Below are 25145 nucleotides of genomic sequence, written 5' to 3' on the forward strand. Positions count from 1 at the left end.
GTGGCTAAGGTAGCGAATCGAATTAAAGAATCATCCGGCGATAAAGTGTTCCTAACCGTCATTTACATCATTCTGGCCCTCGTGCTGGTGGCGGTGCTCTATCCGTTAATCTACATTTTCAGCAGCTCCTTCAGCAGCCCGGCTGCCGTATCGGCGGGACGTGTCTGGCTGTGGCCGGTAGATATTTCGCTTAAGGGCTACGAATCGCTGTTCAAGAATCCGCAAGTGCTAACGGGCTATGGCAACTCCTTGCTGTATACCGCTGCAGGCACATTAATCAGTGTTATGTTGACGGTCATGCTGGCATACCCGCTCTCGCGGTCAACGTTCTTCGGACGCAATGTAATTATGATGCTTATTACGTTCACGATGCTGTTCAGCGGCGGACTGATTCCAACTTATCTGGTCGTGAAGAGCATGGGCTTGATCGACACAAGATGGGCGCTAATCATTCCCAACGCGGTATGGGTGTGGCAGGTCATCATTGCAAGGTCGTTCTTCCAGCAATCCATACCTGCTGAGCTAGTCGAAGCAAGCGAAATCGACGGCTGTACGGATATCCGCTTCATTCGCAGCGTGGTGCTGTCGCTGTCCAAGCCCATCATAGCCGTTCTCGTTATCATGTATGCGGTCGGCCAATGGAATGCGTACTTTGATGCCCTCATTTATCTCAAAACATCGAGCAAGTATCCGCTGCAGCTGATTCTGCGGAGTATCATCATTCAGAACAACAGCGGCAGTTCCAATATGGACGCTATGAAGCAGGTGGAACGGCAGCAGTTGGCCGAGCTTTTGAAATACTCGCTGATTGTTGTGGCAACACTTCCGGTGCTCATTATTTATCCGTTCGTCCAGCGTTATTTTGTCCAAGGGATGCTGGTCGGGTCGGTTAAAGGCTAAATCCGATATCGGTATTGAAAGGAGTGATGCCGTCTTAAGCGCATCGGTTATCAGGCTGTGCTTGATCTACATGGTGATGGTGAAACAAACCAAGCAGAACAACTAAAAGGGAGCGATTACACGTGTTAAAAAAGAGAATGGTAAGCTTGCTCGCAATTGTCATGATGACCACCATGGTAATGTCGGCTTGCTCCAAAGACAACGGAAACAGTAATACGACTTCGAACACAGAACCGACAAATGCTGCATCGACGAATACGAACGAGCCTGCTGCAACAAACACGGCTACACCTGCAGAGCCGGTTGATATCAAGCTGTTCGCCGTTCAAGAACAGGACATCAACCTTGAAACAAACAAGTTCACGAAATTCGTAGAAGATAAATTCAACATCAAATTTACGTTCGAAGCGATCCCAGGCGACGGCGCTAAGGAGAAACGTCAAATTTCCCTAGCGAGCGGCGACTTCCCGGATGCTTACATGCTAACGGCGTACATCGATCAATTCTCGCAAGCAGATCTGATCAAATACGGCAAACAAGGCGTATTGATTCCGCTGAACGACCTGATCGATCAATATGCACCCAACATCAAGGCAGCACTAGACAGCAATGCAGACTTCAAAGCCTTCAGCGTAGCGCCGGATGGCAACATCTACGGTCTGCCTGCTTACTCCCAATGTTTCCACTGTTCATACCCGAACAAAATGTGGTTGAACACAGGCTGGCTGGAGAAGCTGAAGCTTGAAATGCCGAAAACAACGGAAGATTTCAAAAAGGTTTTGGAAGCGTTTAAAAACCAAGATCCAAACGGCAACGGCAAGAAAGACGAAGTACCGCTCAGCGGCTCGACAGAAGATTTCGGTGTTCGCGTCGTGCCTTACCTGATGGACGCATTCGTTTATGACGACGACCGCAACCATTTGATGATGAAAGACGGCAAAGTAGGCTCCTCTGCTGTAACGGACGAATGGAAACAAGGTTTGACGTACATTAAATCGTTGTTCGACGAAGGTTTGATCGATCCGGGTGCCTTCACGCAAAATGCGGAAGCATTCAAGAAAATCGGTGAAAACGGCGATGCGCAAATTCTCGGCGCAGGCGCAGGCATGCACCCGGCTATTTTCTTAAACATCGATCATGGCAACAAAAACTCCAAAGACTACAACCCGGTTCCGCCGCTTACAGGTCCAAACGGCGTTTCGCTGGCAACTCATGACGGCGGCGGTGTTTCCCCTGGTGCGAAATTCGCAATCACAAGCAAAGCAAGCAAAGAAGCACAAGTAGCACTGATTCAACTTGTTGATTACATGTTCTCCCCTGAAGGCCAAACAAACGGCGCATCCGGTATGAAAGACATTGACTGGAGAGATCCGAAAGACGGCGAAGTTGCACTTGGCGAAGGCGTGAAACCGATGGTTGCTCCGATTCCAAGAGCAGAAGGCGAAGCTCCTCGTAACGCTGGTTGGAGCGGTATGGCTCATTTCTACATGCCGAAAGAATACCGTGACAGCTACGTACAAGGCACGGATATCTACGATTCCGCGAACTATGAGCGTCGTCTGTATCAAGCTACGCAGCTCTACCAAGGCCATGAGCCGCAGGAGCTTTTCCCACTGTGGGCGATCTGGCTCGATCCGGCTGAAGTAGATGAAGCTACAATGCTGCAAACGAACATCAAAACGTACATCGATGAGAACGCACTGCAATTCATCACGGGCCACAAGAGCCTTGACAAGGATTGGGACAGCTACGTGAAAGGGCTTGAAGATTTGAAGCTCAATCGCTACCTGGAAATTTTGCAAAAAGCATATGATTCCTCCACGTTCAAGAAATAAGCATGGCAAGACAACCGGGCGCATTATCGATGCATAGGCGCCCGGTTTTTTTAATGCTAATTATGCAAAGGGGATGAATGATGTGGTTCAGGTTCGGGCAGGCAGAACATTTCGCTTATGGGTGATTGTTGTTTTGTTCATCGTTGCGCAGCTTGCCGTAGTTGCACCTAGAGAAAACACAGCATATGCAGCAAACAATGGGCTTGGCGCTAAGCCTTACATGGGTTGGAGCAGTTACAGCATGCAAGTGTACAGTGGTAATTCATCATGGATCACAGCAGCGCAGATCAAGGCGCAGTCCGATGCCATGCATACGACGCTGCAATCGCACGGCTACGAGTACATCAACATCGATGCCGGCTGGAACGGCGGTATGGACGGCTACGGCCGCCCGGTGCCAAGCACAACGCTTTATCCCAATGGTCTTGGCGAAGTTATCGATTATGTGCACAACAACGGCCAGAAGATCGGGCTATACATGATTCCGGGCTTGGCGCCGCAAGCGTATACCGCGGATTTGCCGATCTATAACGCGCCGGGCTGCTCAATGCAGGATATCGCGGTATTGCCGCTGACAACGGCGGATTACTGGGGTCTGGGCTACAAAATCGACTTCTCGAACCCCTGTGCGCAGAAGTATATCGACTCCATTGCAGATTTGCTGGATTCATGGGGCGTGGACTTCTTGAAGTTCGATAGCGTTACGCCGGGTTCCGGGCATAACGACACGACCATCGATTCACGCGGCGATGTTGCTGCATGGTCGCAGGCGCTTGCACCGCATGGCATCTGGTTCGAGCTGTCCTGGGCAGTCGACCACAATTACGTCGACACTTGGAAACAGTATGCGAATGGCTGGCGTGTCGACTGGGATGTGGAATGCTACTGTACGAATACGGCGCTGACCGCATGGCCGAACATCGCCCGGTTATTCCCGGATGCAGCGACATGGTGGAGGGATGCCGGCCCAGGCGGATGGAATGACTTCGATTCGCTAAACGTCGGAAACGGTGCAATGGACGGGTTGACGCAGGATGAACGGCGCACGGCGATGACGCTATGGGCGATGTCTTCTGCTCAACTCTATACCGGCAACGACCTGACGAACCTGGACAGCTTCGGCATCAGCCTGCTGACGAACGATGAGGTCATTGCCGTCAACCAGGCGGGCCGGCCGGCGCATCCGGTCTCGACGGCAACCAATCAGCAGGTTTGGTATGCCAATAACGGAGACGGCACTTACACGGTTGGCTTGGTGAATCTCGGCAGCGCTGCGGCAACTGTAACCGTGAACTGGAGCGACATCGGCTTGAACGGCGCAGCGAACGTCCGCGACTTGTGGACGCATACCGATCTCGGCTCCTTCAACACCGGTTATAGTTCAGTCAGTTTGCCGGCGCATGGCTCGCGGCTTCTGAAGGTGAGAGCGGCAGGCGGCTCGGTTACGGCCAATGACGACGATACAGGCGTCAAATATACGGGAAGCTGGCAGCGCAGCTACAACCGCGGACTCGGCGACTACCAAGACGATGTTCATTTTACGCAAACAAACAATGATTATTTCGAATACGCGTTCAATGGAACAGGCGTGGAATTGATTACGGAGAAGGATTCGTCTCAGGGCAACATCGATATTTATATCGATAATGTCTTGAAAGGGACGGTCAGTACGTTTAATGCTACTCGGCAGCTTCAGCAGACTGTATTTGCTGTTAGCGGTCTCGCGAACGGAACACATACGCTGAAGGCGGTCAAGAAATCGGGTACTTATTTGCTCTTGGACAAATTGCGCTTCAACGTACCTTCCGACATCGCTGTCAATGACACGGATACAACGATTACCTACTCCGGCGCGTGGACGTATAACGGCAGCAGAGGCTTCGGCGATTATCAGGACGACGTGCATTACACGTCGACGAATAATAACTATGCGCAGTATACGTTTAACGGTACCGGCGTTGAGCTGGTAACGGAGAAGGAAGCAGGGCAAGGGGATATCGATATCTATATCGATAATGTGTTTAAAGGTACTGTGAGTACCTACAATGCAACTCGGTTGACGCAGCAGAGCGTGTATCGGATATCCGGCTTAACGAGCGGCAGCCATACAATCAAAGCGGTTAAGAAATCAGGCACGTACATGCTTATTGACGCGTTCAAGGTCATCTCCAATAAAACGCAAATCAATAATACGGACGCCGGACTTACGTATTCCGGAGCATGGTCATTGAACGGGAACCGGGGGTTCGGAGATTACGACAACGACGTCCATTTTACACAAACGAACAATGATTATGTCCAGTATACGTTTACGGGAACAGGCATTGAGTACATCACGGAGAAGGAAGCTGGGCAGGGCGACGTTGATATTTACATCGATAACGTCTTCAAGGCGACGGTCAGCACGTATAATGCTGCAAGGCTTACGAACCAAGTTGTCTACCAGATTACGGGTCTGACCTCAGGCAGCCACACCTTCAAAGCAGTGAAGAAAACAGGCACCTATATGCTGCTGGATTCACTCCGAGTTACACCTTAATAGAAAGAGGGCGGCTCTTCGCAATTGCGGAGAGCTTGCCTTGTTGGAGGATAAATAATGAATAATATGCTGAATGTAGATTCATATTGTACAGTCCGCGAGGGCTTGCCTCGTTTCCGGAAGAAGCTGAGTCAGAACGAGCCCATTACCGTCGCTTTTCTCGGAGGATCAATTACGGAAGGCTACGGCGCTTCCGATCCCGACCGTTCCAGCTGGCGGGCGGTAACCGAGCACTATTTGCAATCTGCTTATCCTGCTGTGGAATGGACCTTCGTCAATGCTGGGGTTGGAGGAACGAACTCTACGCTCGGCGCGCATCGGTTTCAGACGCATGTCAGGGACGAGCACGACATTGACCTGCTGTTCATCGAATTCGCGGTGAATGACAGTCAGCACCGGGAACAAACCGCTGAAGGAAGAGCAGAAACGATCCGTGGCATGGAGGGGATCGTTTGTCAGTGCCGCAGGCTTTCTCCACAGGCGGACATTGTATTCCTCTATTCCGCGGACGAGAACAACCTAAGAGAGAAGGAACCTTTCTTCATCTCTGTTCATGAAGAGGTTGCTGCACATTATGGTCTGCCATCCGTATCGTTCTTCCGAAGGGTACGTGATTGGCTCTGGGCAGGCGGAGGGACATGGGAGCAGCTTGCGCCGGATCGCACGCATCCGAGTGATGCCGGATATGCTTTCTATGCGGATCTATTGGTGGCATTTCTGGTAGGGGCTTTGGAGGAAAATACAGCTGAGACCCTGGATGTGATTTCATCCGACCTTCCGGTGCCGTTGCTGGAAGGCTCTTATGAGTTCGCTGTTATGCGGGATATGTCCACGGCCTACGATATGAAGCTGCTCCGGAAACAGGAGAGACCGGACAACATGGTCAACTGGCGATATGCTGCCGATCACCTGGCCTCTGATGCACAGGAAGCGGCGTTCAGCTTCGACGTGAACGGGCGGGGAGCAGGGTTGCTGCTCATTTGCGGGCCGGATTCCGGTATGCTGGAATTCGCCGTAAACGATGGGCCGTTCCGGATCGTGAATCCGTTTGATGAATGGTGCCCGATGTTTTGGCGTCCAGTGCCGGTGCAGTTGGCGTTGCATTCACAGGCGGAACCGATGCGAATAACGGTGCGCAATACGGCGATGAAGGATGAGCGAAGCACCGGGACATGGCTGCGAGTGCTTGCGCTGATGGAGCATTGATTGCATTCGTTAAGAAAATATTGACTTTGCCTAAACAATTATGGTATTTTAATAAACGCCGCTTCTGATTTACTGAAGCGACGACAACTGCCAGATGCGGTCGTGGCGGAATTGGCAGACGCGCTAGATTCAGGTTCTAGTGGTGTAACAGCCGTGGAGGTTCGAGTCCTCTCGACCGCACCATCATTCAAACCGCAACCCTTCGATTCATTTCGAAGGGTTTTTTTGTCGTTATTTTGGAGATTGCTTCGCGGCCGAAGCAGTTACGATCGAGAACAAACGAATAGAGTTGGTAGGATATGTTCTTTCCCCAGTTTCCACCAAAAAACCCACCGCCATAGCAGCCCTCCGTAAACGAACTATATACCATATCTAAATGGATTAAATGAAAATGGAGTATATCTAATCGTCGAAAAAAGAGCGATCGCCCCTTTTTTTATCAACTATATTGTCGAATCTATTAAATATTTTCTAAAAAGATATATTCACTATTTACAATTCTGTAAATTAGTCATAAAATGAAAACGCAAACAATTGTCAGGTTATACCTATTTCACATAATCAAGGTATACCTTCAAGCAGAGCGTCCAGAGAGGAGGCCATCCATACTTTAGCAGCTCAGCAAGGGTTTAGATGCAAGTTACTACTTTTTCTAACCAAGGGGAGGACAAAACAAAATGCGTAATGGAAACAAACGTAGTTTGATGGTCTCGGCAGCAGCATTGATGGTAGCTTTTTCGGTAGCAGGATGTGGCGCTAACAACAATACGAATAACACAACGACCAACACAGCTTCCGATGGAGCAGCAAATACAGACACGGCGGCAACGACGAACGAAACCAATGCCACGAACACAGCTGAAACTGCTCCGGCAGAGAGCGCTGGCGATCTGAAAGGCGCAACAATCAAAATCGGTCTATGGTGGGACGGCGCTGACCCGCGTTTGATGGAAGAGAAAGATCGTGGTCCTGCGGAAGACGAGCAAATCGCGTTAATCGAAGCGGCTGAGAAGAAATATAACGGCAAAATCGAATTCGTGAAGTTCGGCGATTACGGTAAATATGTAGAAAACCTGACAACGACGTCGCTTGCAGGCGATCCGTTCGCGGATGTAGTCGTGCTTGAGCTGTTCTGGTCATTCCCGGGTCTCGTAAACAAGAACTTTATCCTACCAATCGACGATATGCTGGATTTGAGCGATTCCAAGTACATTCCTTGGATGAAGAACGGCGGCAGCTACCAAGGCAAGCAATACGGATTCATTGATTCTCCTCCTTCCCCATACGGTATCTTCTATAATAAGAAGCTTGTGCAACAGCTCGGCGTTGAAGATCCATACGAATTGCAGAAGAGCGGCGCTTGGACATGGGATAAATTCCGCGAACTGGCTAAAGCTGCAACGAAAGATCAAGACGGCGATGGCAAAACAGACGTATTCGGATACATCGGCGATATGAAAGTAAGTACGGAGCAATTCGTATACGGGAATAAAGGCTCGTTCGATAAAGACGAGAGCGGCAACATGAAGTTCTCGATGGACAGCGCAAACTCGATCCAAGGTCTTCAATTGGTAGCGGATATGTACAATGTGGATAAATCGATCCTGCAGCCGGCTCCGAAAGACGGCAATGACAAAGCCTTTATCGCTGGCAAAAGCGTCATGTATGGCGGCTTTAGCTGGGAGCTTGGCGGCTTGAAGGACAACATGAAGGATACGGAGCTTGGTTATGTCTTCTTCCCGAAAGCGCCTAACGCGTCGGATTACACATCCTACACGCCTTACGGCAACATGTACATGGTTTCCAAATACTCCAAGAATCCTGAAATCGCTATGAAAATCATGGACGAAATCAGCTTGCACGGCAAAAACAAAGAGCTTGCGGTAGAAAGCTGGAAAAACCAATATACGCCGGATGCCCTTGATACGCGTACGCAAATGTACGACAAAATCGATTACAGCGGCAGCTACATCGCCATTCCGGATGCAGACAAATTGGTCGACAGCGTACTGAAGGATATTACGGAAGGTAAAGTAGCGCCTGCTACAGCCGTAGAGAAAGTCAAAAATCAATTTGATGCAGGCATCTCGAAGCTGCAAGCGGATTCGAAGTAACGCAATCAGCATATTTCATGTAATTTGAACGGGACACCCTCAAATCGGCTTTGATTTTTAAGTGAAGACGATTTGGGGGTCCGTTTTTGTGAGGGGAACTATGAGGCGATCCTATACCAAACTTATTTCGATACTCGTTATCTTATCTGCCATCATCTATTTTGCGGCAACAACGATAGGGGGCAGCTCAGATCGAACGGCTTCCGCCGAAGATCGCCCGCTTGACAGTGCAAGTTTAATGAAGCTGTCGTCTTCGTTCAAGAAAGGCAGCTACGATGAATATTTGTCCAAGCACAAAGACACTCCCGAGCCAGAATCAGACATCCTGATAGAAGCCGAAAGCTTTGATCAGGCATCAGGGATGAACGCAGCCGTTGTCGAGAACTACGAAGGCGAGCAAGGGAAGATGGTCTCGACGGAAGAAACGGGATCGATTTCATGGTCCGTGGACGTGGAGCAAAGCGGCTTATACCAGATCGATATGAAATATTTTACCGTTAAGGGTAAAGATTCGGACATCGAGAGAGGTCTGAAGATCGACGGAGAGACCCCTTTTAATGAAGCGAGAAGCCTTGTCTTCAGCCGCATTTGGAAGGATGAGAAAACCGTATTTGATCGCGATGATAATGGCAATGATTTGGCGCCGAAGCAGATCGAGGTACCGATGTGGCAGGAGTCGCTGTTTGAGGATGCAAGTGGATATTATGAGCAGCCGTATCAGTTTTATCTTAGCAAGGGGAAACATGAGCTGACGCTGACCTCGAGTAAAGAACCGCTGGTCATCGATTATCTGAAATTAACCAAGCCGAGTAAGACCATAGCCTACGAGGAACTGGAGAAGCAATACAAGCAGAAGGGCTACAAACCCGTCGAAGGCTCATTTTTGAAAATTCAAGGGGAAGCCTCTTCGCTGAAATCAACGCCAATGCTCCTCCCTTACAATGACCGCTCAAGCCCGGCTGTCGAGCCCTTCCACGCATCGAAGCTGCGTAACAATGCGATGGGTGGCTGGACCTGGCGTATGCCGGGACAGTGGATAGAATGGGAAGTCGAAGTGGAGAGTGACGGTTTATATCAAATCGCCTTCAAGAATCGGCAAAATTATTTGACTGCGATGTCGGCACTAAGAACACTTACGATCGACGGCCAGCTTCCTTTCAAGGAAGCGCAGCGGATCGGTTTCGCCTATGATTCCAATTGGCAGATGAAGGTGCTGGGTAAGCAGAACGATAAACCTTATCAGTTTTATATGACCGCTGGCAAACACACCATCCGGCTTGAAGTAACGCTAGGCGAGTTAGCGCCTGTACTGCGGACCGTGGAGAACAGCGTATTGAACTTAAATGCGATGTACCGGAAGGTAATCAGCTTTACGGGCGTTGTGCCGGATCAGTTCCGGGATTATGCGCTGGATAAGCGGATACCCGAAATGTCTAACGTGTTCCGCGAGGAAAGCGATCGCCTCTATGCGATTGCCCGCATGATTCAAGGTCCTGATGATGGGGGAAACGACCGTTCAGCTCTATTGAATACACTGGCCTACCAGTTGAAGGACATGGCAGACCGTCCGGATACGGTACCAAGCCGGATTGATGCTTTCAAAAGCAATGTTGGGGCACTGGGATCCTGGATGCTGATGATTAATGAACAGCCGGTTGCCATCGATTATTTGATCGTTTCGCAGCCTGGTGCGGAGCTCCCGAGTCCGGAAGCGACGACATGGGCGAAATTCAAATCAAGTCTAGCTTCGTTCACAGCCTCATTCTATGAGAACTATGACGACTTCAGCAGCAATGACGCAGGGGATAAAGTCATTACCGTTTGGGTGACATCCGGACGCGACCAAGCGCAGATCCTGAAACGATTGGTCGATGATAATTTCACGCATGACACGGGGATTAAAGTGAACCTGAAACTGGTATCCGCGGATATTCTGCTCCCATCCACGGTTGCGGGTAAAGGACCTGATGTTGCGCTGCAAGTCGGCAACGAGGTCCCGGTAAATTTCGCAACACGAAACGCGCTGCAGGATTTGTCCGTATTCCCTGACTTCCGCGAGGTTACCGAACGGTTTAACAGCAGTGTCATGGTGCCGTACGCATATAACGAGAAGTATTATGGGCTGCCTGAGCAGCAGACGTTCCCAGTGTTGTTCTATCGAAAAGACATCATCGAAGATGAATTGCATCTGAAGGTGCCGCAGACATGGGATGATGTGTACGCACTCATTCCGGAGCTGCAGAAGCATAACCTGCAATTCGGTTTGCCGCAGAGAGGACTTAATGCGCAAGGCAATGATGTCGTCACGACGGATATCATTACGCTTCCGCCAAGCCCTACGTTTGCCATGCTGCTCTATCAGCATGATGGAGAATTCTATAAGAATAATGGTATGGCCACCGGATTGGATGAAGAAACGGCGATCGAACAGTTCAAGAAATGGACGGATCTGTATGTAAATTACAAGCTGCCGATCCAAACTGATTTCGCGAACCGTTTCCGTACCGGGGAAATGCCAATCGGTATCGTGGACTATACGATGTATAACAAGCTTTCCGTGTATGCACCGGAAATTAAAGGACTATGGGGATTCGCTCCTGTTCCCGGCACGAAGCAGCAAGATGGGGCGATCCGCCGGGATGTCGGTACGGGAGGCACTGCGGCAGTCATGTTCGAGCATACGAAGGACAAGGAATCGGCTTGGTCCTTTATGAAGTGGTGGACCAGCAAAGAGACGCAATTGGCGTTTGGCCGCGAGATGGAAGTTCGGCTAGGAACGTCCGCTCGTTATCCGACCGCGAACATCGAAGCGCTGAAGCTGCTGTCATGGCCTGTCCAGGACTTAAACACGCTGCTCGAACAAATGAAATGGACACGGGGGATTCCTGAAGTGCCAGGCGGGTATTTAACCGGCCGGAACATTGATAATGCCTTCCGCCGTGTAGTCGTACAAGGCGAAGATCCGCGAGAGACGATGGATTTCTACGTTCGATACATGAACGAAGAGATCAATGCGAGAAGAAAAGAATTCAATCTTCCCTATGAGAAGTGAGGGGACTTCCAATTAGTGCGATAACGTTTAAGAAACTAAGCCATATCAAGACCGAATTGGTTAAGAACAAACATGCGCTTGTCTTGATGGCTCCCTATTTTCTGATTTTTACCGTATTTACGGTCATACCGGTATTCATGTCGGTTATTCTCAGCTTTACGTATTTCAATATGCTGGAATTTCCGCGTTTTGTAGGCTGGGACAATTATGCCCAACTATTCGTCTCCGACGATGTGTTTCTAATTGCAGTGAAGAACACGTTCTTATTCGCCTTTATAACAGGTCCGATCAGCTATGTGGCCTGCTTCTTATTCGCATGGCTGATCAATGAATTGCCGCCTAAGCTGCGCGCCGTGTTGACGCTCATTCTGTACGCGCCATCCATTGCGGGGAATACCTATCTGATCTGGCAGACGCTGTTCTCGAGTGATTCCTACGGTTTCATGAACTCGTTTCTAATGAAGTGGGGCTTTATTCTGGAACCGATTCAATGGCTGCAGGATCCGCGGTATATGCTTCCGATTCTGATGGCCGTTCAATTGTGGCTCAGCTTGGGTACGTCTTTCCTTGCTTTTATCGCCGGTTTACAGAACGTGGACCGGACCTTATATGAAGCAGGAGCGATCGACGGAATCCGTAACCGATGGCAGGAGCTGTGGTTTATTACGCTTCCGGCTATGCGTCCGCAACTGATGTTCGGTGCCGTCATCCAGATTACATCGGCATTTGCGGTAGCTGAAATTTCGATTTATATGATCGGTTTCCCAAGCGTGGACTACGCCGCTCATACGATCGTTACGCATTTGGTCGACTATGGAACGATCCGTTTCCAGATGGGTTATGCATCGGCAATCGCGACGATATTGTTTGCGATTATGATGATTACGAACTTGATTACGCAGAAGCTTCTGAAAAAAGTAGGTGAGTAAGTCCGATGCCACTGAAGTTCCTATTGAGAAAACGGCTTAATCGCTCCTGGTCGGTCGATATTCTGCTCTTTCTTTTGCTGGCAGGTGTCGCTGCATTTATGGCGGTTCCGCTCGTGTACACGATTAACAGAGCTTTTATGCCGCTTGATGAAATCTTTGCATTCCCGCCAAGATTTATCGTTCGTCATCCGCAAATGAAGAACTTCACGGATTTAGTCGGCATCTTCGCCGACTCCTGGGTCCCTTTCTCGCGGTATGTATTTAATACCTTCTTTATCGCGATAACGGGAACGACGGGACATGTAATCATCGCTTCGGCTGCCGCGTATCCGCTTGCGAAAGTGAAATTCCCTTTCCGCAATGCGTTATTCAGCCTCGTGGTGATGTCGCTTATGTTCACGCCTTACGTGACCCAGGTTCCGAACTATATGACGATCTCATGGCTTGGCATGATCAATACGTATTGGGCGATCTTGCTCCCGGCATTCGGTTCCACGCTCGGTCTTTATTTGATGAAGCAGTTTATGGAACAAATTCCGGATGCATTAATTGAAGCTGCGAAGATCGACGGCGCGACGGAATACCGGATATTCTGGCAAATCGTCATGCCGATCGTGAAACCGGCCTGGATGACGCTCATTATCTTCTCGCTTCAGAGCTTGTGGACGAACGGATCCGTAACGAGCCACAAATATATATACAGCGAACAACTTCGTACGGTGGATGCGGTCTTCGGTCAAATCGCGAGCGGGGGAATAGCAAGAACAGGACCTGTTGCGGCTGTGACGCTGCTGATGATGTCTGTTCCGATCGCGGTATTCATCTTAACGCAAAGCAAAGTCATTCAAACGATGTCCACATCGGGGCTGAAAGAGTAAGCAGGGGGGAGCCGGATTTTGACAGCCAAAAGAACGATCGTAACGTTAATGCTGGTTATGCTCATGCTCGGTGTATGCGCTCCTGCGTCCGCTGCCTCATCGGATGGGTACAACTACTCCTACTGGGGAGAAGCGGTGCCGGCGCCGGATCCGTATCGCGCCGCTGAAGTCATCTACGGTCCGGATTTGAATATCGGGCCGATGGTTTCGCCGCAGGATATGTATATATCGAGCGCGGGCCATATTTATATCGCGGATACAGGCAACAGCCGTATTGTAGTACTCGACAAGAAGCTGGACGTAGAGCGCGTCATTACCGAATTTGATCATGCAGGCAAGAAAGATACGTTTAACCAGCCCGAAGGGGTTTTCGCCGACGCGAAAGGGCATCTCTTCGTGGCAGATACGCAAAATCGGCGAATTATTGAGCTGACTGGCGAAGGCGAGTTTGTTCGTCAAATCAACGAACCCAAGTCTACGCTTATCCGCGAAGGGTTTCAATTTACGCCGATCAAATTGGTCGTAGATAAAGCCCAAAGGTTATACCTAATTAGCCGCGGTTCCTATGAAGGGATCATGGAATTTGATTCCGATGGTGTGTTCAGTGGATTTATTGGGACGAATCGAGTGAAGTTCAGTCCAATGGATTTGTTCTGGAAGCGCATCTCGACCAAGAAGCAGCGTGATCAGATGGAACAGTTTATTCCGCTGGAGTTCAATAATATCGCCATCGACGATGACGGGTTTATGTATACGACAACGGTGGAAGAAAACTCGAACAGTCCGATCAAGAAGCTGAATCCATCCGGTGTCGATATATTGCGGAGTAAGGGCTATTTCCCGCCTAAAGGGGATATTGGCACGATGGAAGTGGGAAGCTTCCCGGGAAGCTCCATCTTCGTCGATGTCACGCAGGATGCCGGCGGCATGTATAATGCCCTGGATTCGAAGCGCGGACGCATCTTCACGTATGACAAAGACGGGAATTTACTCTATATGTTCGGCGGATTAGGCGCGGAGCAAGGGAAATTCCGTACTCCTTCGGCCATTGGGTTGCAAGGTGACCGCGTCATCGTACTGGATAAGGATAACAATCGATTGACTATTTTTGAACCGACCCGTTACGGAAGTTTGATTCGCGACGCGGTTACTTCGCTCTATAACGGGAAAGTGGAACAATCGACTAATGATTGGGAGCAAGTGTTGAAGCTGAACAGTAACTTCGAGGTTGCGTACATCGGCATCGGGAAATCGTTGCTCAAGCAAGGCGATAACAAAGCAGCGATGACGTATTTCGAGCTGGGCAACAACCGGGAAAACTATTCAGAGGCCTTCAAGCGCTACCGCAAAGAAATCGTCATGGATCGCTTCGGCACAATCGTGCTCAGTCTGGCAGTGGCAATCGGTATTGTTGTTGCGATCGTTAAGTTTGCCAGAAGAAGAGCTGCGAGCGGCTATTACAAGGAAATCGGCCCGCTCAAGAACCCCTTCTACACGATGCTGCATCCGTTTAATGGCTTCTGGGAGATGAAGTTCGAGAAGCAGGGAAGAATCAAGATTGCTGGTTTCATCTTGTTTCTGCTGGTCTTGCTCACCATTGTGAAGCGCCAGTACAGCGGTTTTGTTGTCAATTTCAACAATCCCGCCGACCTGAACAGCATCAATGAGCTGAAATACATCATCCTGCCGTTCCTGCTCTGGTGTGTGGCCAACTGGTCGCTCACAACGTTGATGGACGGCGAAGGCAAATTTAAAGAAATCATAATGGCTACAGGGTATTCCTTAATGCCGTTTGTCATTATTTATTTGCCGCAAACATTGTACAGCAGGGTTATCACGGCAGATGAGAGCTCCTTCTATTATTTGCTCGATACCGTTGCGATTGTTTGGTTCATCGCATTGCTGTTCGTTGGAACGATGACGATTCATCAATACTCGGCTGGCAAAACGGTTCTAACGATGCTGCTCACACTTGTTGTCATCGGGATCATGTTGTTCCTGGGCGTTCTGTTCTTCAGTATGCTGCAGCAGATGATCAGTTTCATCCTATCGCTCTATCACGAGCTTTCGTTTAGAGTACGATGATTGCCGAGGAATCTTGTTTATTTGGAGGGGAACGGTTGTGATTCATAGAAAGCATGTCGTCATTGCTGCCCTCTGCGGATGCTTGGCAGCTGGCACTGCCATTATCAATTACGCTGATGGGGATGCGGCAAACGTTGGCGGAGCGGGAGACAAGTCAGTTAGATCAGCAGCAGCACCCGGTGGAGCGAAGTCCCTGAAAGGCGAGGTGTCCATTGCCTCTCTGAAGCTAGCTGCGGATACGGCCGCGCACACGACGAATACATCAGAAGAGCTGGCTTTACTTAAGCAGATGGAGCAGTTGTCGGAGACGGAAACACTTGCCTTGTTCATCAATAAAGAAACAGCAGAAATTGCAGTGAAGGATAAACGCGACGGATATGTATGGTTCTCGAACCCGGTCGGACATGAGAAGGATTCGCAGGCATCACCGCTCTACAAATCCGAGCTTTCATCGCAGCTGCTGCTTACGTACTATAACGAGAAGGGCCAAGTCTATCATTTCAACAGCTATGATGACAGTGTCCAGAAAAAACAGTTCGAGATTTCGGCTACTAAGAGTGGTGTAAGAATCGTCTACAAATTCGGTAAGGCTTCCGGCGGTACCGATAACATTCCGGCAGTAATTAGCAAGGAACGTTTCGAGAAGCTTATCTTGGACAAGCTGCCGGATGACGATACGCGTAAGCAGGTTACATATAAGTTCCGTTTCAATCAAGAGAAGCAGGTCTACGAAGTCCGCAATTTGCAGGATAACGTGAAGCAGGAGCTTGCAGGTTATCTGACAGAAGCGGGTTATACGAAGGAAGCTGCTGCCCAGGATAATCAAGAGAACGGCGCCGAGGTGGCAGCTTCCGATGAGCAAGCTGCTTTTACAATCCCGGTTGAATACGCCTTGGACGCGGATCAATTCGTTGTCTCCATCGCTGCGAAGGATGTCCAATACAGTCCGGACTTCCCGCTTGCCTCCGTCCAGGTGCTGAAGCATTTCGGGGCGGCAGATAATAAGAAACAAGGCTATATCTTCGTACCCGATGGTTCAGGTGCGCTCATTCAACTGAACAATAAGAAGTTAAGCGCCGAACCTTTCAAAATGCCGGTTTATGGTGAGGATGGCAGCTTTGACGTGAAGGAGCGAGTGGTGACAAGCTCGCCCGTACGCTTGCCGGTGTTTGGGATGAAGCAGAATGATCATGCGCTGCTTGGGATTATCGAGGATGGCGATGCGTTATCGAGCGTGCTTGCCGATATTAGCGGCAGACATGATAGCTATAATAGCGTCAATTCGGAGTTTCAATTTGTCGCGATGGACTATTATACGCTGAGCTCAGGGACGAAGACGAGCTCTGTCCCTATGTTCCAACAGCAAACTTATCAAGGCGATCTTCGTGTCCGGTACAGCTTCCTGTCAGGCAGCGCTGCCGATTATGTGGGGATGGCAGGCGTGTATCGGAATTATTTGACCGACAAGTACAAGCTGAAGAAGCTGGATGAGAAGGCTGATGCACCCTTCATCCTCGAGGTTGAAGGGGCGTTCCGCAAGAATAAATCATTCCTTGGCATTCCCTATTCGGCAACGGAATCGTTAACGAGCTATGATGAGGCAGGCTCCTTGCTTAAGCTGCTGAAGACGCAAGGGATCGATGATATTGCGCTTCGTTATGTGGGCTGGTTTAATGATGGCATCCGTCACAGCTCTCCGAAGGATATCGAGCTGGAAGGTGCTCTCGGCGGTAAGAAGGGGCTTCAGCGTCTGATCGCTTATACGGAGCAGAATGGAATCGGTTTGTATCCGGACGTGGCGTTTCTTGAGAAATATAAGGGAGCCAAAGACAGCGCGGATTTGCTGGATCGCCGCAGTGCAGCCGTCTATAATTACAATCCTGTCATGTATGTGAAGGACAGCGATTCCTTCTCGCATTACAAGCTGTCCGCGAACAAACTGCCAAGTACGGTAGATGCGTTTACGGGCGATTTCAAGAAGTTTGGCATAAACGGCTTGTCTTTGAGGGATATGGGGAATGAAGTGAATTCGGACTTTGACCCGGAAGCACCAGTCGACCGCCAGGCTGCACGAAATACGATCTTGCATGAAACGGACAAGCTGAAGCAGGGAATCGGCCGGCTCATGGTAAGCGGAGGCAATGCGTATACACTCCCTTATGCCGACATCGTCGTCAATGCACCTACATCCAGTAATCGATTAAATATTACCGATGAGGATGTCATGTTCTACCAGATTGCGCTTCACGGTTATGTGGATTTGGCAGGTGCGCCGTTCAATATGGATGATTATCAGAATCCGCGCGTATCGATGCTCAAGGCGCTTGAAACCGGTTCGAATATCTATTACGCCTGGTACTATAACGAGGCATCGGTTGTCAAAGATACCGCTTATAACGATCTGTACGCGCTCCATTATGCAGATTGGTTCGATGAAGCGGCAAGCTTATACAACGAAGCAAACCCGATATTGAAACAAGTGCGGAATCAAATTATTACCGGCCATCGCACCCTTGCCAATCGGGTTGTCGAGACTACGTTCGAGAACGGCATGTCCATTATCGTGAACTACAATCCAACGGCAGTACAGGTGAACGGCATGGAGATCGGCGCCGAAAGCTACCGGTTAGGCGGTGAATGACGATGTTTAAAAAACCAATGACACTAAAACAGAAAAATGCATGGTTCGGTGTTCTGTTTGCATCGCCGCTCATGTTCGGTATGATCCTGCTGTTCATTTTGCCGTTGATTCAATCGTTTCGCTACAGTTTAAGCTCGCTTGATATGGTAGAAGGCGGCTTTAAGGTTACGTACGAAGGCTTCGATAATTATACGAGCCTATTTACGTCCAATCCGGATTTCCCTCGGACCTTGGCGGAATCGCTTGGCAACATGGTGGTGAACGTCCCGCTCATTCTTATATTCAGTTTGTTCGCAGCGGTGCTGCTCAATCAGAAGTTTGTCGGGCGTCCATTCGCCAGAGCCATCTTCTTCTTACCGGTTATTCTGGCTTCGAGCGCCATTGCGAATCTGGATATCAGCAGCTTTGTCGGCGGTGGCGCAATTCCGTCTGGCAATGGAGGAGACGGGGAATCGAATGCCCTGCAGAGCTTCGAGTTAAGTAAAATGATGATCGAATCCGGGTTATCGCCGGTTATCGTGAATTATATTACGGGTGCGGTCGATCGGATTTACGAGATTATCAGCTCGTCCGGCGTGCAGATTCTTATTTTCTTAGCAGGCTTGCAGTCCATCTCGCCATCCTTGTATGAGGCTTCCAAGATTGAAGGCGCGACAGGGTACGAGAGCTTCTGGAAAATTACGTTTCCGATGGTTACGCCGCTCATTCTTACGAACTTGGTCTATTCGATCACCGATACGTTCAGCAGCAACCAGATTAACTTGTTGATCTCGGAAACGGCCTTCAAAGTATTCGATTTCGGTCTTAGCGCCGCGATGTCGTGGGTGTTCTTCCTATGCGTCGGCCTGATTCTTGCCGTTTCAGTCGGCCTAATCTCACGCAAAGTGTTCTACTATGACTAAATGGGGAGGTGAGTCTATGAAATCGCCTACAGCTTATGCCGATTTATTCGTAAGACGGTACAACCCGGTGGAGAAATCGAAAGGTTTCGCGTGGAGACTGATTAGAGCCGTCCTCATTCTCGGATTTTGTTTCGTGATCTTGTTTCCGCTATTCTTGCGAATCTCCATCGCCTTTCGCAGCAAGGTCGATATCTACGATCCGACGGTGCTCTGGATTCCCAGACATTTTACGCTCGATAATTTCAAAATCGCGATGGAGTCCTCGCATTACTTGACTTCGTTGCTGCATACGGTTTACATCACGTCGAGTACGACGATCATCCAGATGGCTTCCTGTACACTGGCGGCCTACGCGTTTGCGCGACTGAAGTTTAAAGGCAGCGACATTCTATTTGCACTCGTCATCTTCACGATCGTTGTGCCGCCGCAAACGATCATGATTCCGCTTTACCTGACGTATCGCTACTTTGATCTGTTTGGTCTCATTCACTTGTTTACCGGCAAGAAAGGATTGAATTTGATCGATACGTTCTGGCCGTTTATTATTTCGGCCGGTACAGCAATGGGACTAAAGAACGGACTCTATATCTATATTTTCCGTCAATTTTTTAGAGGGATTCCGAAGGAAGTCGAGGAGGCTGCGCTGGTTGACGGCGCAGGGGTGCTTCGGACATTCTCCCGCATCATGCTGCCTAACGCCATTCCTGCCATTATCACGGTGCTTCTGTTCTCCGTCGTCTGGCAATGGAACGACAGTTATTACGTCAGCTTGTTCCTGAAACAGGTGAAAGTACTCTCTACGAGCCTGATGGATATGGGCGTTGGCATTAAGGAACCGGACCCTGTGTACACGTCCATGCTGCTTAATACAGGTGTGCTCCTGACGATCGCGCCGCTTATTGCCATGTATCTGTTTGTACAACGGTACTTTGTGGAAAGTGTAGAGCGGACGGGGATTACAGGCTAGCACGTAATCCGTATAAAATCTGTTGGATTAGTAAGACAATAATAGCTATACTGAAAAAAATAGAACTAATTAGGCTGAGGTGTGAATTCTGTGCTGAGCGACAATAAGCCGTTATACAGTAAAATACTCGGAGTTTTGCGCGAACGCATCTCTCAAGGGGAATATATTACCGGTCAGCAGCTTCCGACGGAACTTGAGCTAGCGGAGCAGTTCGGCGTCAGCCGCATTACATCCAAACGTGCATTGATAGAACTTGAAAGAGAAGGTCTGATCTATCGGAGAAGGGGCAGCGGCAGCTTCGTTAAGAAACAAGATGAAGTTCGTCCTGAATTGGAAGTAAGAGAGGCCTCTCCTTCCAGCCGAATCGTTTCCATGATCCTTCCGTTTGTTACCGCTCACAATACGCTTGAGCATATGCAGGGTGCGGCCAAATACGTAGAATCCAAGGGGTACTACCTCAGTATCCATAATAGCGACTGGAGCAGTGAACGAGAACGTGAGCTGCTGCATTCGCTGCCTAAGAGAGGGACGTCGGGCATTATTTTGTACCCGGTCAGCACGCAGAAGAATTTGGATGTCGTTCATGCGCTTCATCTTAGCGAGTATCCCATCGTAACCGTCGACCAATATTACAGCCTGCTGACAATGGGGAGCGCCGTTTCGGATAATTATGAAGGCGGTTACCAAGCGGCATCTACGCTCATTGAGCTGGGCCATTCACGTATTGCTTTCATATCTACGATCGGCATTCAGTACCGCAGTACAGTGCGTGATCGCTTCTTCGGCTATAGTAAAGCGCTGAGCGATCACGGACTTCCGGTGGATATTGAACTGATCTTCAGCGACCTGCCACGTGAAGCAGAGGGTGCTCCGGCGACTCGGCGGGAATTTTACAAGGATTTGTTAGGGAAACTGATGAAGCTGCGCGTGACGGCGATTCAAACCGAACATGACATGGTCGCTTATGATTGTATGAAAGCGGCTATCGATCTGGGGATCAAGATTCCGGAGGAACTGTCGATTGTAGGTTTCGATAACAACGATATGTCGCAGCAAGGCGATATTCCGATCACAACCGTCGAGCAGAATTACGAGGAAATCGGAAAGCGTGCTGCTATGATGATCATCGATCAATTAGAGAACCATGTCATCCAACGCGAACGCGCTGTTATTCCAGTGAAATGGATTTCAAGACAGTCGATCGGACCCGGACCTGACCTGAACGATTAAGTCTAGGGTTGGTATTCGCCTCCTAGTGAGCCTAATGCTCGCAAGGAGGCTTTTTTGCGTTTAAGATATATCTTGATCTTGAAAATCTATTATTTGTTATATCTAATATTTACATATTCTATGCGAAAACGGTATAATAGTTGTGAAAAATGGAATCTACGTTCGAGAAGATATAACATAATTCGAGGTTGGAGGCTGGATCAATGAATTTCAGCGGAGTACCGGAACCACGCATCAAGAAGTATGCACCGGAGCATTACATGTGCCGCAGAGCGACTGAACCCCTTGTATTGGATGGCAGGTTGGATAAACCCTTTTGGGCAGAAGCGCCATGGACGGCTGAGTTCGTTGATATCGAAGGCGATTTAAGGCCGAGGCCAAGCAAACGGACGCGAGTCAAAATGTTATGGGACGACGAGTACTTCTATTTCGGCGCCGAATTGGTGGAAGATCAAATTTGGGCCACATTGACGGAACGGGACTCCGTTATTTTCTACGATAATGATTTTGAGATTTTCATAGATCCTGACGGTGATTCGCACCAATACTACGAATTTGAAATCAATGCCCTGAATACCGTATGGGATTTGCTGCTGGTGAAGCCGTACCGTGACGGCGGGCCGGCCGTTAATGCATGGGACATTGCGGGGCTGAAGACAGCGGTTCACATCGATGGAGAGCTCAACAATCCGCTCGCTGCTAATCGCTCCTGGAGCGTTGAAGTGGCCATGCCTTGGAAGAGCTTACTGGAATGCGCCGCTGAGGGGCGTCGTCCGACACCGGGACAATTCTGGCGCGTTAATTTCTCCCGTGTGGAATGGCAGGCTGAAGTGAAAGACGGACGCTATGAGAAAGTGATCAATCCGGCTACCGGCAAGTCATACCCGGAAGACAACTGGGTCTGGTCGCCGATGGGAATCGTCAATATGCATTACCCGGAACTATGGGGATATGTTGTATTTGCCGGTGAAGAGAGCACCGATAGCTTCATACTGCCGCAGGATGAAACGATCAAGTGGCAGCTGCGCAAGCTGTATTATCGTCAGCGCAATCATTTTGCGGAATTCGGTGTGTTTAGCGGGGATCTGGCCTTGCTTATGGGGGAAGACACGTGGATGATCCAGCCTCATATGGAATGGACTTCACGGCTATTTCAACTATCGGCGCCTTCCATGGATGGCAGCTCAACGTTCTATATTCGGGAAGATGGGAAGCTATGGAGGGAGTGAGGCGGCATGTCCTTAACATCTGCAAGGTTTTCATTAGATGAAGAAGCACGCATGACGATCGAGCGCAAGTTCGAGGAGAAGCAGCAGCTAGCCAGTGCGAGGAAGAGAGAGCTGTTCCGTGTATTTGAGGAAGACCTAAGCGATGAAGAGCGTCTGGCACTTAAGTTTCTTTACGCCTATATGCCACTGAACGACATGGCCGATTACGAGGGCAGCTTGTTCCTGAGCCATGTTCGTAAGACGTTGGAGATTCGCCGTCGGATGCCTTGGGGCAATCGAGTGCCGGATCATTTGTTCCTTCATTTTGTGCTGCCCTATCGCGTCAACAATGAGAACATCGAGGATAGCCGGGGCATTTTGTTTGAGGAGCTCTACAATCGCGTGAAGCAGCTGTCCATGGAAGATGCGATCTTGGAAACGAATCATTGGTGCTACGAGAAAGCAACGTACATCGGCAATGATCCGCGAACGGTCTCGCCGCTGACGCTGATTCGTACAACGCTCGGACGGTGCGGGGAAGAGTCGACTTTGGCCGTTGCTGCGCTGCGCAGCCTCTGTATTCCGGCGAGGCAGTGCTACACGCCGCGCTGGGCACATTCGGACTCGAACCATGCTTGGGTGGAAGCGTGGGCGGAAGGCAGCTGGCATTTTATCGGGGCATGCGAGCCTGAGCCGCGGCTAAATGAAGGATGGTTCAGCGCGCCGGCTAGAAGAGCGATGCTTATTAACACGCGCGTACCTTCGCAATATCCGGGGCCGGAGTCGATTACCCTCGCGCACGAATGGTACACGGAAATTAATTTGCTGGACGGGTATGCACCAAGTCGGAACATAGCAGTAAGAATTCAAGACATGGAGAGTCGTCCGGTATCAGGTGCTGCCGTGTCGTTTCAAGTTTATAATTTCGCGGAATTTACGCCGATCGCCAAATTGACGACAGATGCTAATGGCGATGTATCGCTTACAACAGGCTATGGAGATTTGCTTGTTCGCGCCGTATACGGATCTATGTGGGGCGAAAGTAAACTATCCGTATCTAAACAGGACTCGTTTACGATTACGATTAATAACCAAGAGCAGCAAGATGGCATCGTCGAGTTTGATATGGTTCCTCCGCCGGAGCTGCCTGCCGATGAGTCGTCAGCTGTATCGGAAGATGCGCTGCAGCAGCATCGCAACCGACTGCAGCAAGGGGCAGCCATTCGCAAAAGCTTCGAGGATACGTTTGTTAGTGAGGCGCGCGCGGGTGAGATTGCTGAAGAGCTTGGTCTTCCGGCAGAGCGAGTATGGCCTGTTCTTCGCAAGGCACGCGGGAACAGTCATGAAATCGCTGCTTTTCTGCAGGAGCAGACATCAGCGTATGGAGAATGGCCGTTGCGCTTGCTTGAGAGCTTAAACGATAAAGATTTGACCGATACGTTCCGCCCCGCGTTGCTCGATCATTTGACAGGCTCGCTGCCTTATGCGGACTTATTTGAAGAAGACATATTCTCTCGTTATGTACTGTGTCCGCGTGTGTTGTTCGAAATGATCGGTCCTTATAAACAATTTTTTCAAGAAATATTGCTTGAAGAAGAGGCTGCGGACTATCAGCTGGACCCGACTAAGCTTGTCCGTCATCTGCTTCTGAAGTTTGAGGTAGCCGAGGATATGACGTACTATCAAGGGTCCGCGATGCCTTCCGGCAGCTATCGCCTTCTGAAAGGCGACCGTATCTCACGTGACATTCTATACGTGGCGCTTTGCCGGAGCATCGGTATTCCTGCGAGGCTTCATCCCAGTGAGCGTAAGCCGCAGTACTGGCTGAATGATAGCTGGCATGATGCGCGTTTCGAACAAGTAAGCACTCTTACTCCGACTGCGGTAATCGGCGAAGTGCTGCTGAAGCGCGATCCGGCAGCTCCGGCTGAGGCGGAAGAAGCAGCCTATTTCCGGAACTTCTCCTTTGCTAGACTGGAGAATGGCTGGTATCAATCGTTATTTTATCCACATGGTCAAACCGATGTGTACGATCAGCCGTTTGAGCTAGAAGTGGGCCGCTATCGGATGACCGCTGGTACGAGGCTGAAGGACGGTTCCGTGCTCGTTCGCTTTACTTATTTTACAGTACTGGAAGGTGCGCGTGGGGAACTGCCTTTGTCGTTCCGATATCCGAGAAGTGAAGTTCCGGTCCTTGGGGAGGCTGACCCGACTTGGCGGTTAACTCGCCAGGATGGAACATCAGCAACACTGAGCGAATTGACACAGGGCAGAAGCGCAGTGTTGGCATGGATCGAGCCGGAGCGCGAGCCTTCCAAGCATTTGCTCCGAGAAATAAAAGAGCTTGTAGGTGCTTATGATGCACTCGGCATGCCTATTATCATGGCTGTCGGTGAGGAAGGCCGGACGGCATCTTTTGAACCAGCTTCCTATGAAGGCTATCCAGTTGATTTCTCTTTCGTTCACGATCGTGATTTCGTTATCCACCAGGCAAGCGGCAAGCTGCTAGGGTCGGATACGGCTTCCCTGCCATTCGTTGTGGTCTTAGATAAAGAAGGCGGCATTCGATATGTAACCGCGGGCTATAAGCTGGGGATCGGTAGAGAAGTACTTCAAGTAGGGACACGTCTAACAGATGAGAAATAAGGAGGAAAACTAC

Annotated in this window: 15 protein-coding genes and 1 tRNA gene; all 16 read left to right on the forward strand. The window is 49.8% G+C overall.

Translation table 11 applies throughout. The annotated features are described in order from the left end of the window. The 16 genes from AC6ESO_RS01735 to AC6ESO_RS01810 all read left to right on the forward strand — a co-directional run bounded on the left by AC6ESO_RS01735 (window position 1) and on the right by AC6ESO_RS01810 (window position 25132). A complete protein-coding gene (locus AC6ESO_RS01735; RefSeq protein WP_497089897.1) occupies window positions 1-900 on the forward strand; it encodes a carbohydrate ABC transporter permease in 900 nt (299 codons plus the stop codon). Window positions 901-1037: 137 nt separating this feature from the next. Next, the gene (locus AC6ESO_RS01740) at window positions 1038-2735 is read left to right on the forward strand and encodes an extracellular solute-binding protein (RefSeq protein ID WP_497090470.1); all 1698 of its coding nucleotides are present in this window, start codon (window positions 1038-1040) and stop codon (window positions 2733-2735) included. Between the two features lie 82 nt (window positions 2736-2817). Further along, a complete protein-coding gene (locus AC6ESO_RS01745; RefSeq protein ID WP_497089898.1) occupies window positions 2818-5274 on the forward strand; it encodes a glycoside hydrolase family 27 protein in 2457 nt (818 codons plus the stop codon). A gap of 57 nt (window positions 5275-5331) precedes the next feature. Further along, window positions 5332-6480: an SGNH/GDSL hydrolase family protein gene (locus tag AC6ESO_RS01750; RefSeq protein ID WP_497089899.1), complete on the forward strand. Its 1149-nt coding sequence runs from the start codon at window positions 5332-5334 to the stop codon at window positions 6478-6480. A gap of 96 nt (window positions 6481-6576) precedes the next feature. Continuing rightward, window positions 6577-6663, forward strand: a tRNA-Leu gene (locus AC6ESO_RS01755). A 494-nt stretch (window positions 6664-7157) separates the two neighbouring features. Next, window positions 7158-8594, forward strand: coding sequence for an ABC transporter substrate-binding protein (locus AC6ESO_RS01760; protein WP_497089900.1), 1437 nt, complete (start codon window positions 7158-7160; stop codon window positions 8592-8594). A 100-nt stretch (window positions 8595-8694) separates the two neighbouring features. Next, entirely contained in the window at window positions 8695-11646 is a 2952-nt protein-coding gene (locus AC6ESO_RS01765) for an extracellular solute-binding protein (protein WP_497089901.1), read from the forward strand. 20 nt (window positions 11647-11666) lie between these two features. Further along, a complete protein-coding gene (locus AC6ESO_RS01770) occupies window positions 11667-12575 on the forward strand; it encodes a carbohydrate ABC transporter permease (RefSeq protein WP_494817770.1) in 909 nt (302 codons plus the stop codon). A 5-nt stretch (window positions 12576-12580) separates the two neighbouring features. Continuing rightward, on the forward strand, window positions 12581-13453 hold the full coding sequence (locus AC6ESO_RS01775) for a carbohydrate ABC transporter permease (protein ID WP_497089902.1): 873 nt from the start codon (window positions 12581-12583) through the stop codon (window positions 13451-13453). Between the two features lie 18 nt (window positions 13454-13471). Beyond that, a complete protein-coding gene (locus tag AC6ESO_RS01780; RefSeq protein ID WP_497089903.1) occupies window positions 13472-15538 on the forward strand; it encodes a YIP1 family protein in 2067 nt (688 codons plus the stop codon). Between the two features lie 37 nt (window positions 15539-15575). Further along, window positions 15576-18179 (forward strand): DUF5696 domain-containing protein, encoded by a 2604-nt coding sequence (locus AC6ESO_RS01785; protein WP_497089904.1) that lies wholly within the window; start codon window positions 15576-15578, stop codon window positions 18177-18179. 2 nt (window positions 18180-18181) lie between these two features. Further along, window positions 18182-19081, forward strand: a complete 900-nt coding sequence (locus AC6ESO_RS01790; protein WP_497089905.1) for a carbohydrate ABC transporter permease — start codon at window positions 18182-18184, stop codon at window positions 19079-19081. Between the two features lie 16 nt (window positions 19082-19097). Beyond that, window positions 19098-20048 carry a carbohydrate ABC transporter permease gene (locus AC6ESO_RS01795; RefSeq protein WP_497089906.1) on the forward strand — a complete coding sequence of 317 codons (951 nt, stop codon included), beginning with the start codon at window positions 19098-19100 and terminating at the stop codon, window positions 20046-20048. A gap of 90 nt (window positions 20049-20138) precedes the next feature. Further along, a complete protein-coding gene (locus AC6ESO_RS01800) occupies window positions 20139-21278 on the forward strand; it encodes a GntR family transcriptional regulator (protein WP_497089907.1) in 1140 nt (379 codons plus the stop codon). A gap of 203 nt (window positions 21279-21481) precedes the next feature. Then, window positions 21482-22507, forward strand: a complete 1026-nt coding sequence (locus AC6ESO_RS01805; RefSeq protein ID WP_497089908.1) for a carbohydrate-binding family 9-like protein — start codon at window positions 21482-21484, stop codon at window positions 22505-22507. A 6-nt stretch (window positions 22508-22513) separates the two neighbouring features. Then, window positions 22514-25132 carry a transglutaminase-like domain-containing protein gene (locus AC6ESO_RS01810; protein ID WP_497089909.1) on the forward strand — a complete coding sequence of 873 codons (2619 nt, stop codon included), beginning with the start codon at window positions 22514-22516 and terminating at the stop codon, window positions 25130-25132. Window positions 25133-25145: the final 13 nt, after the last annotated feature.

It is taken from the genome of Paenibacillus rhizoryzae, from assembly GCF_059686995.1.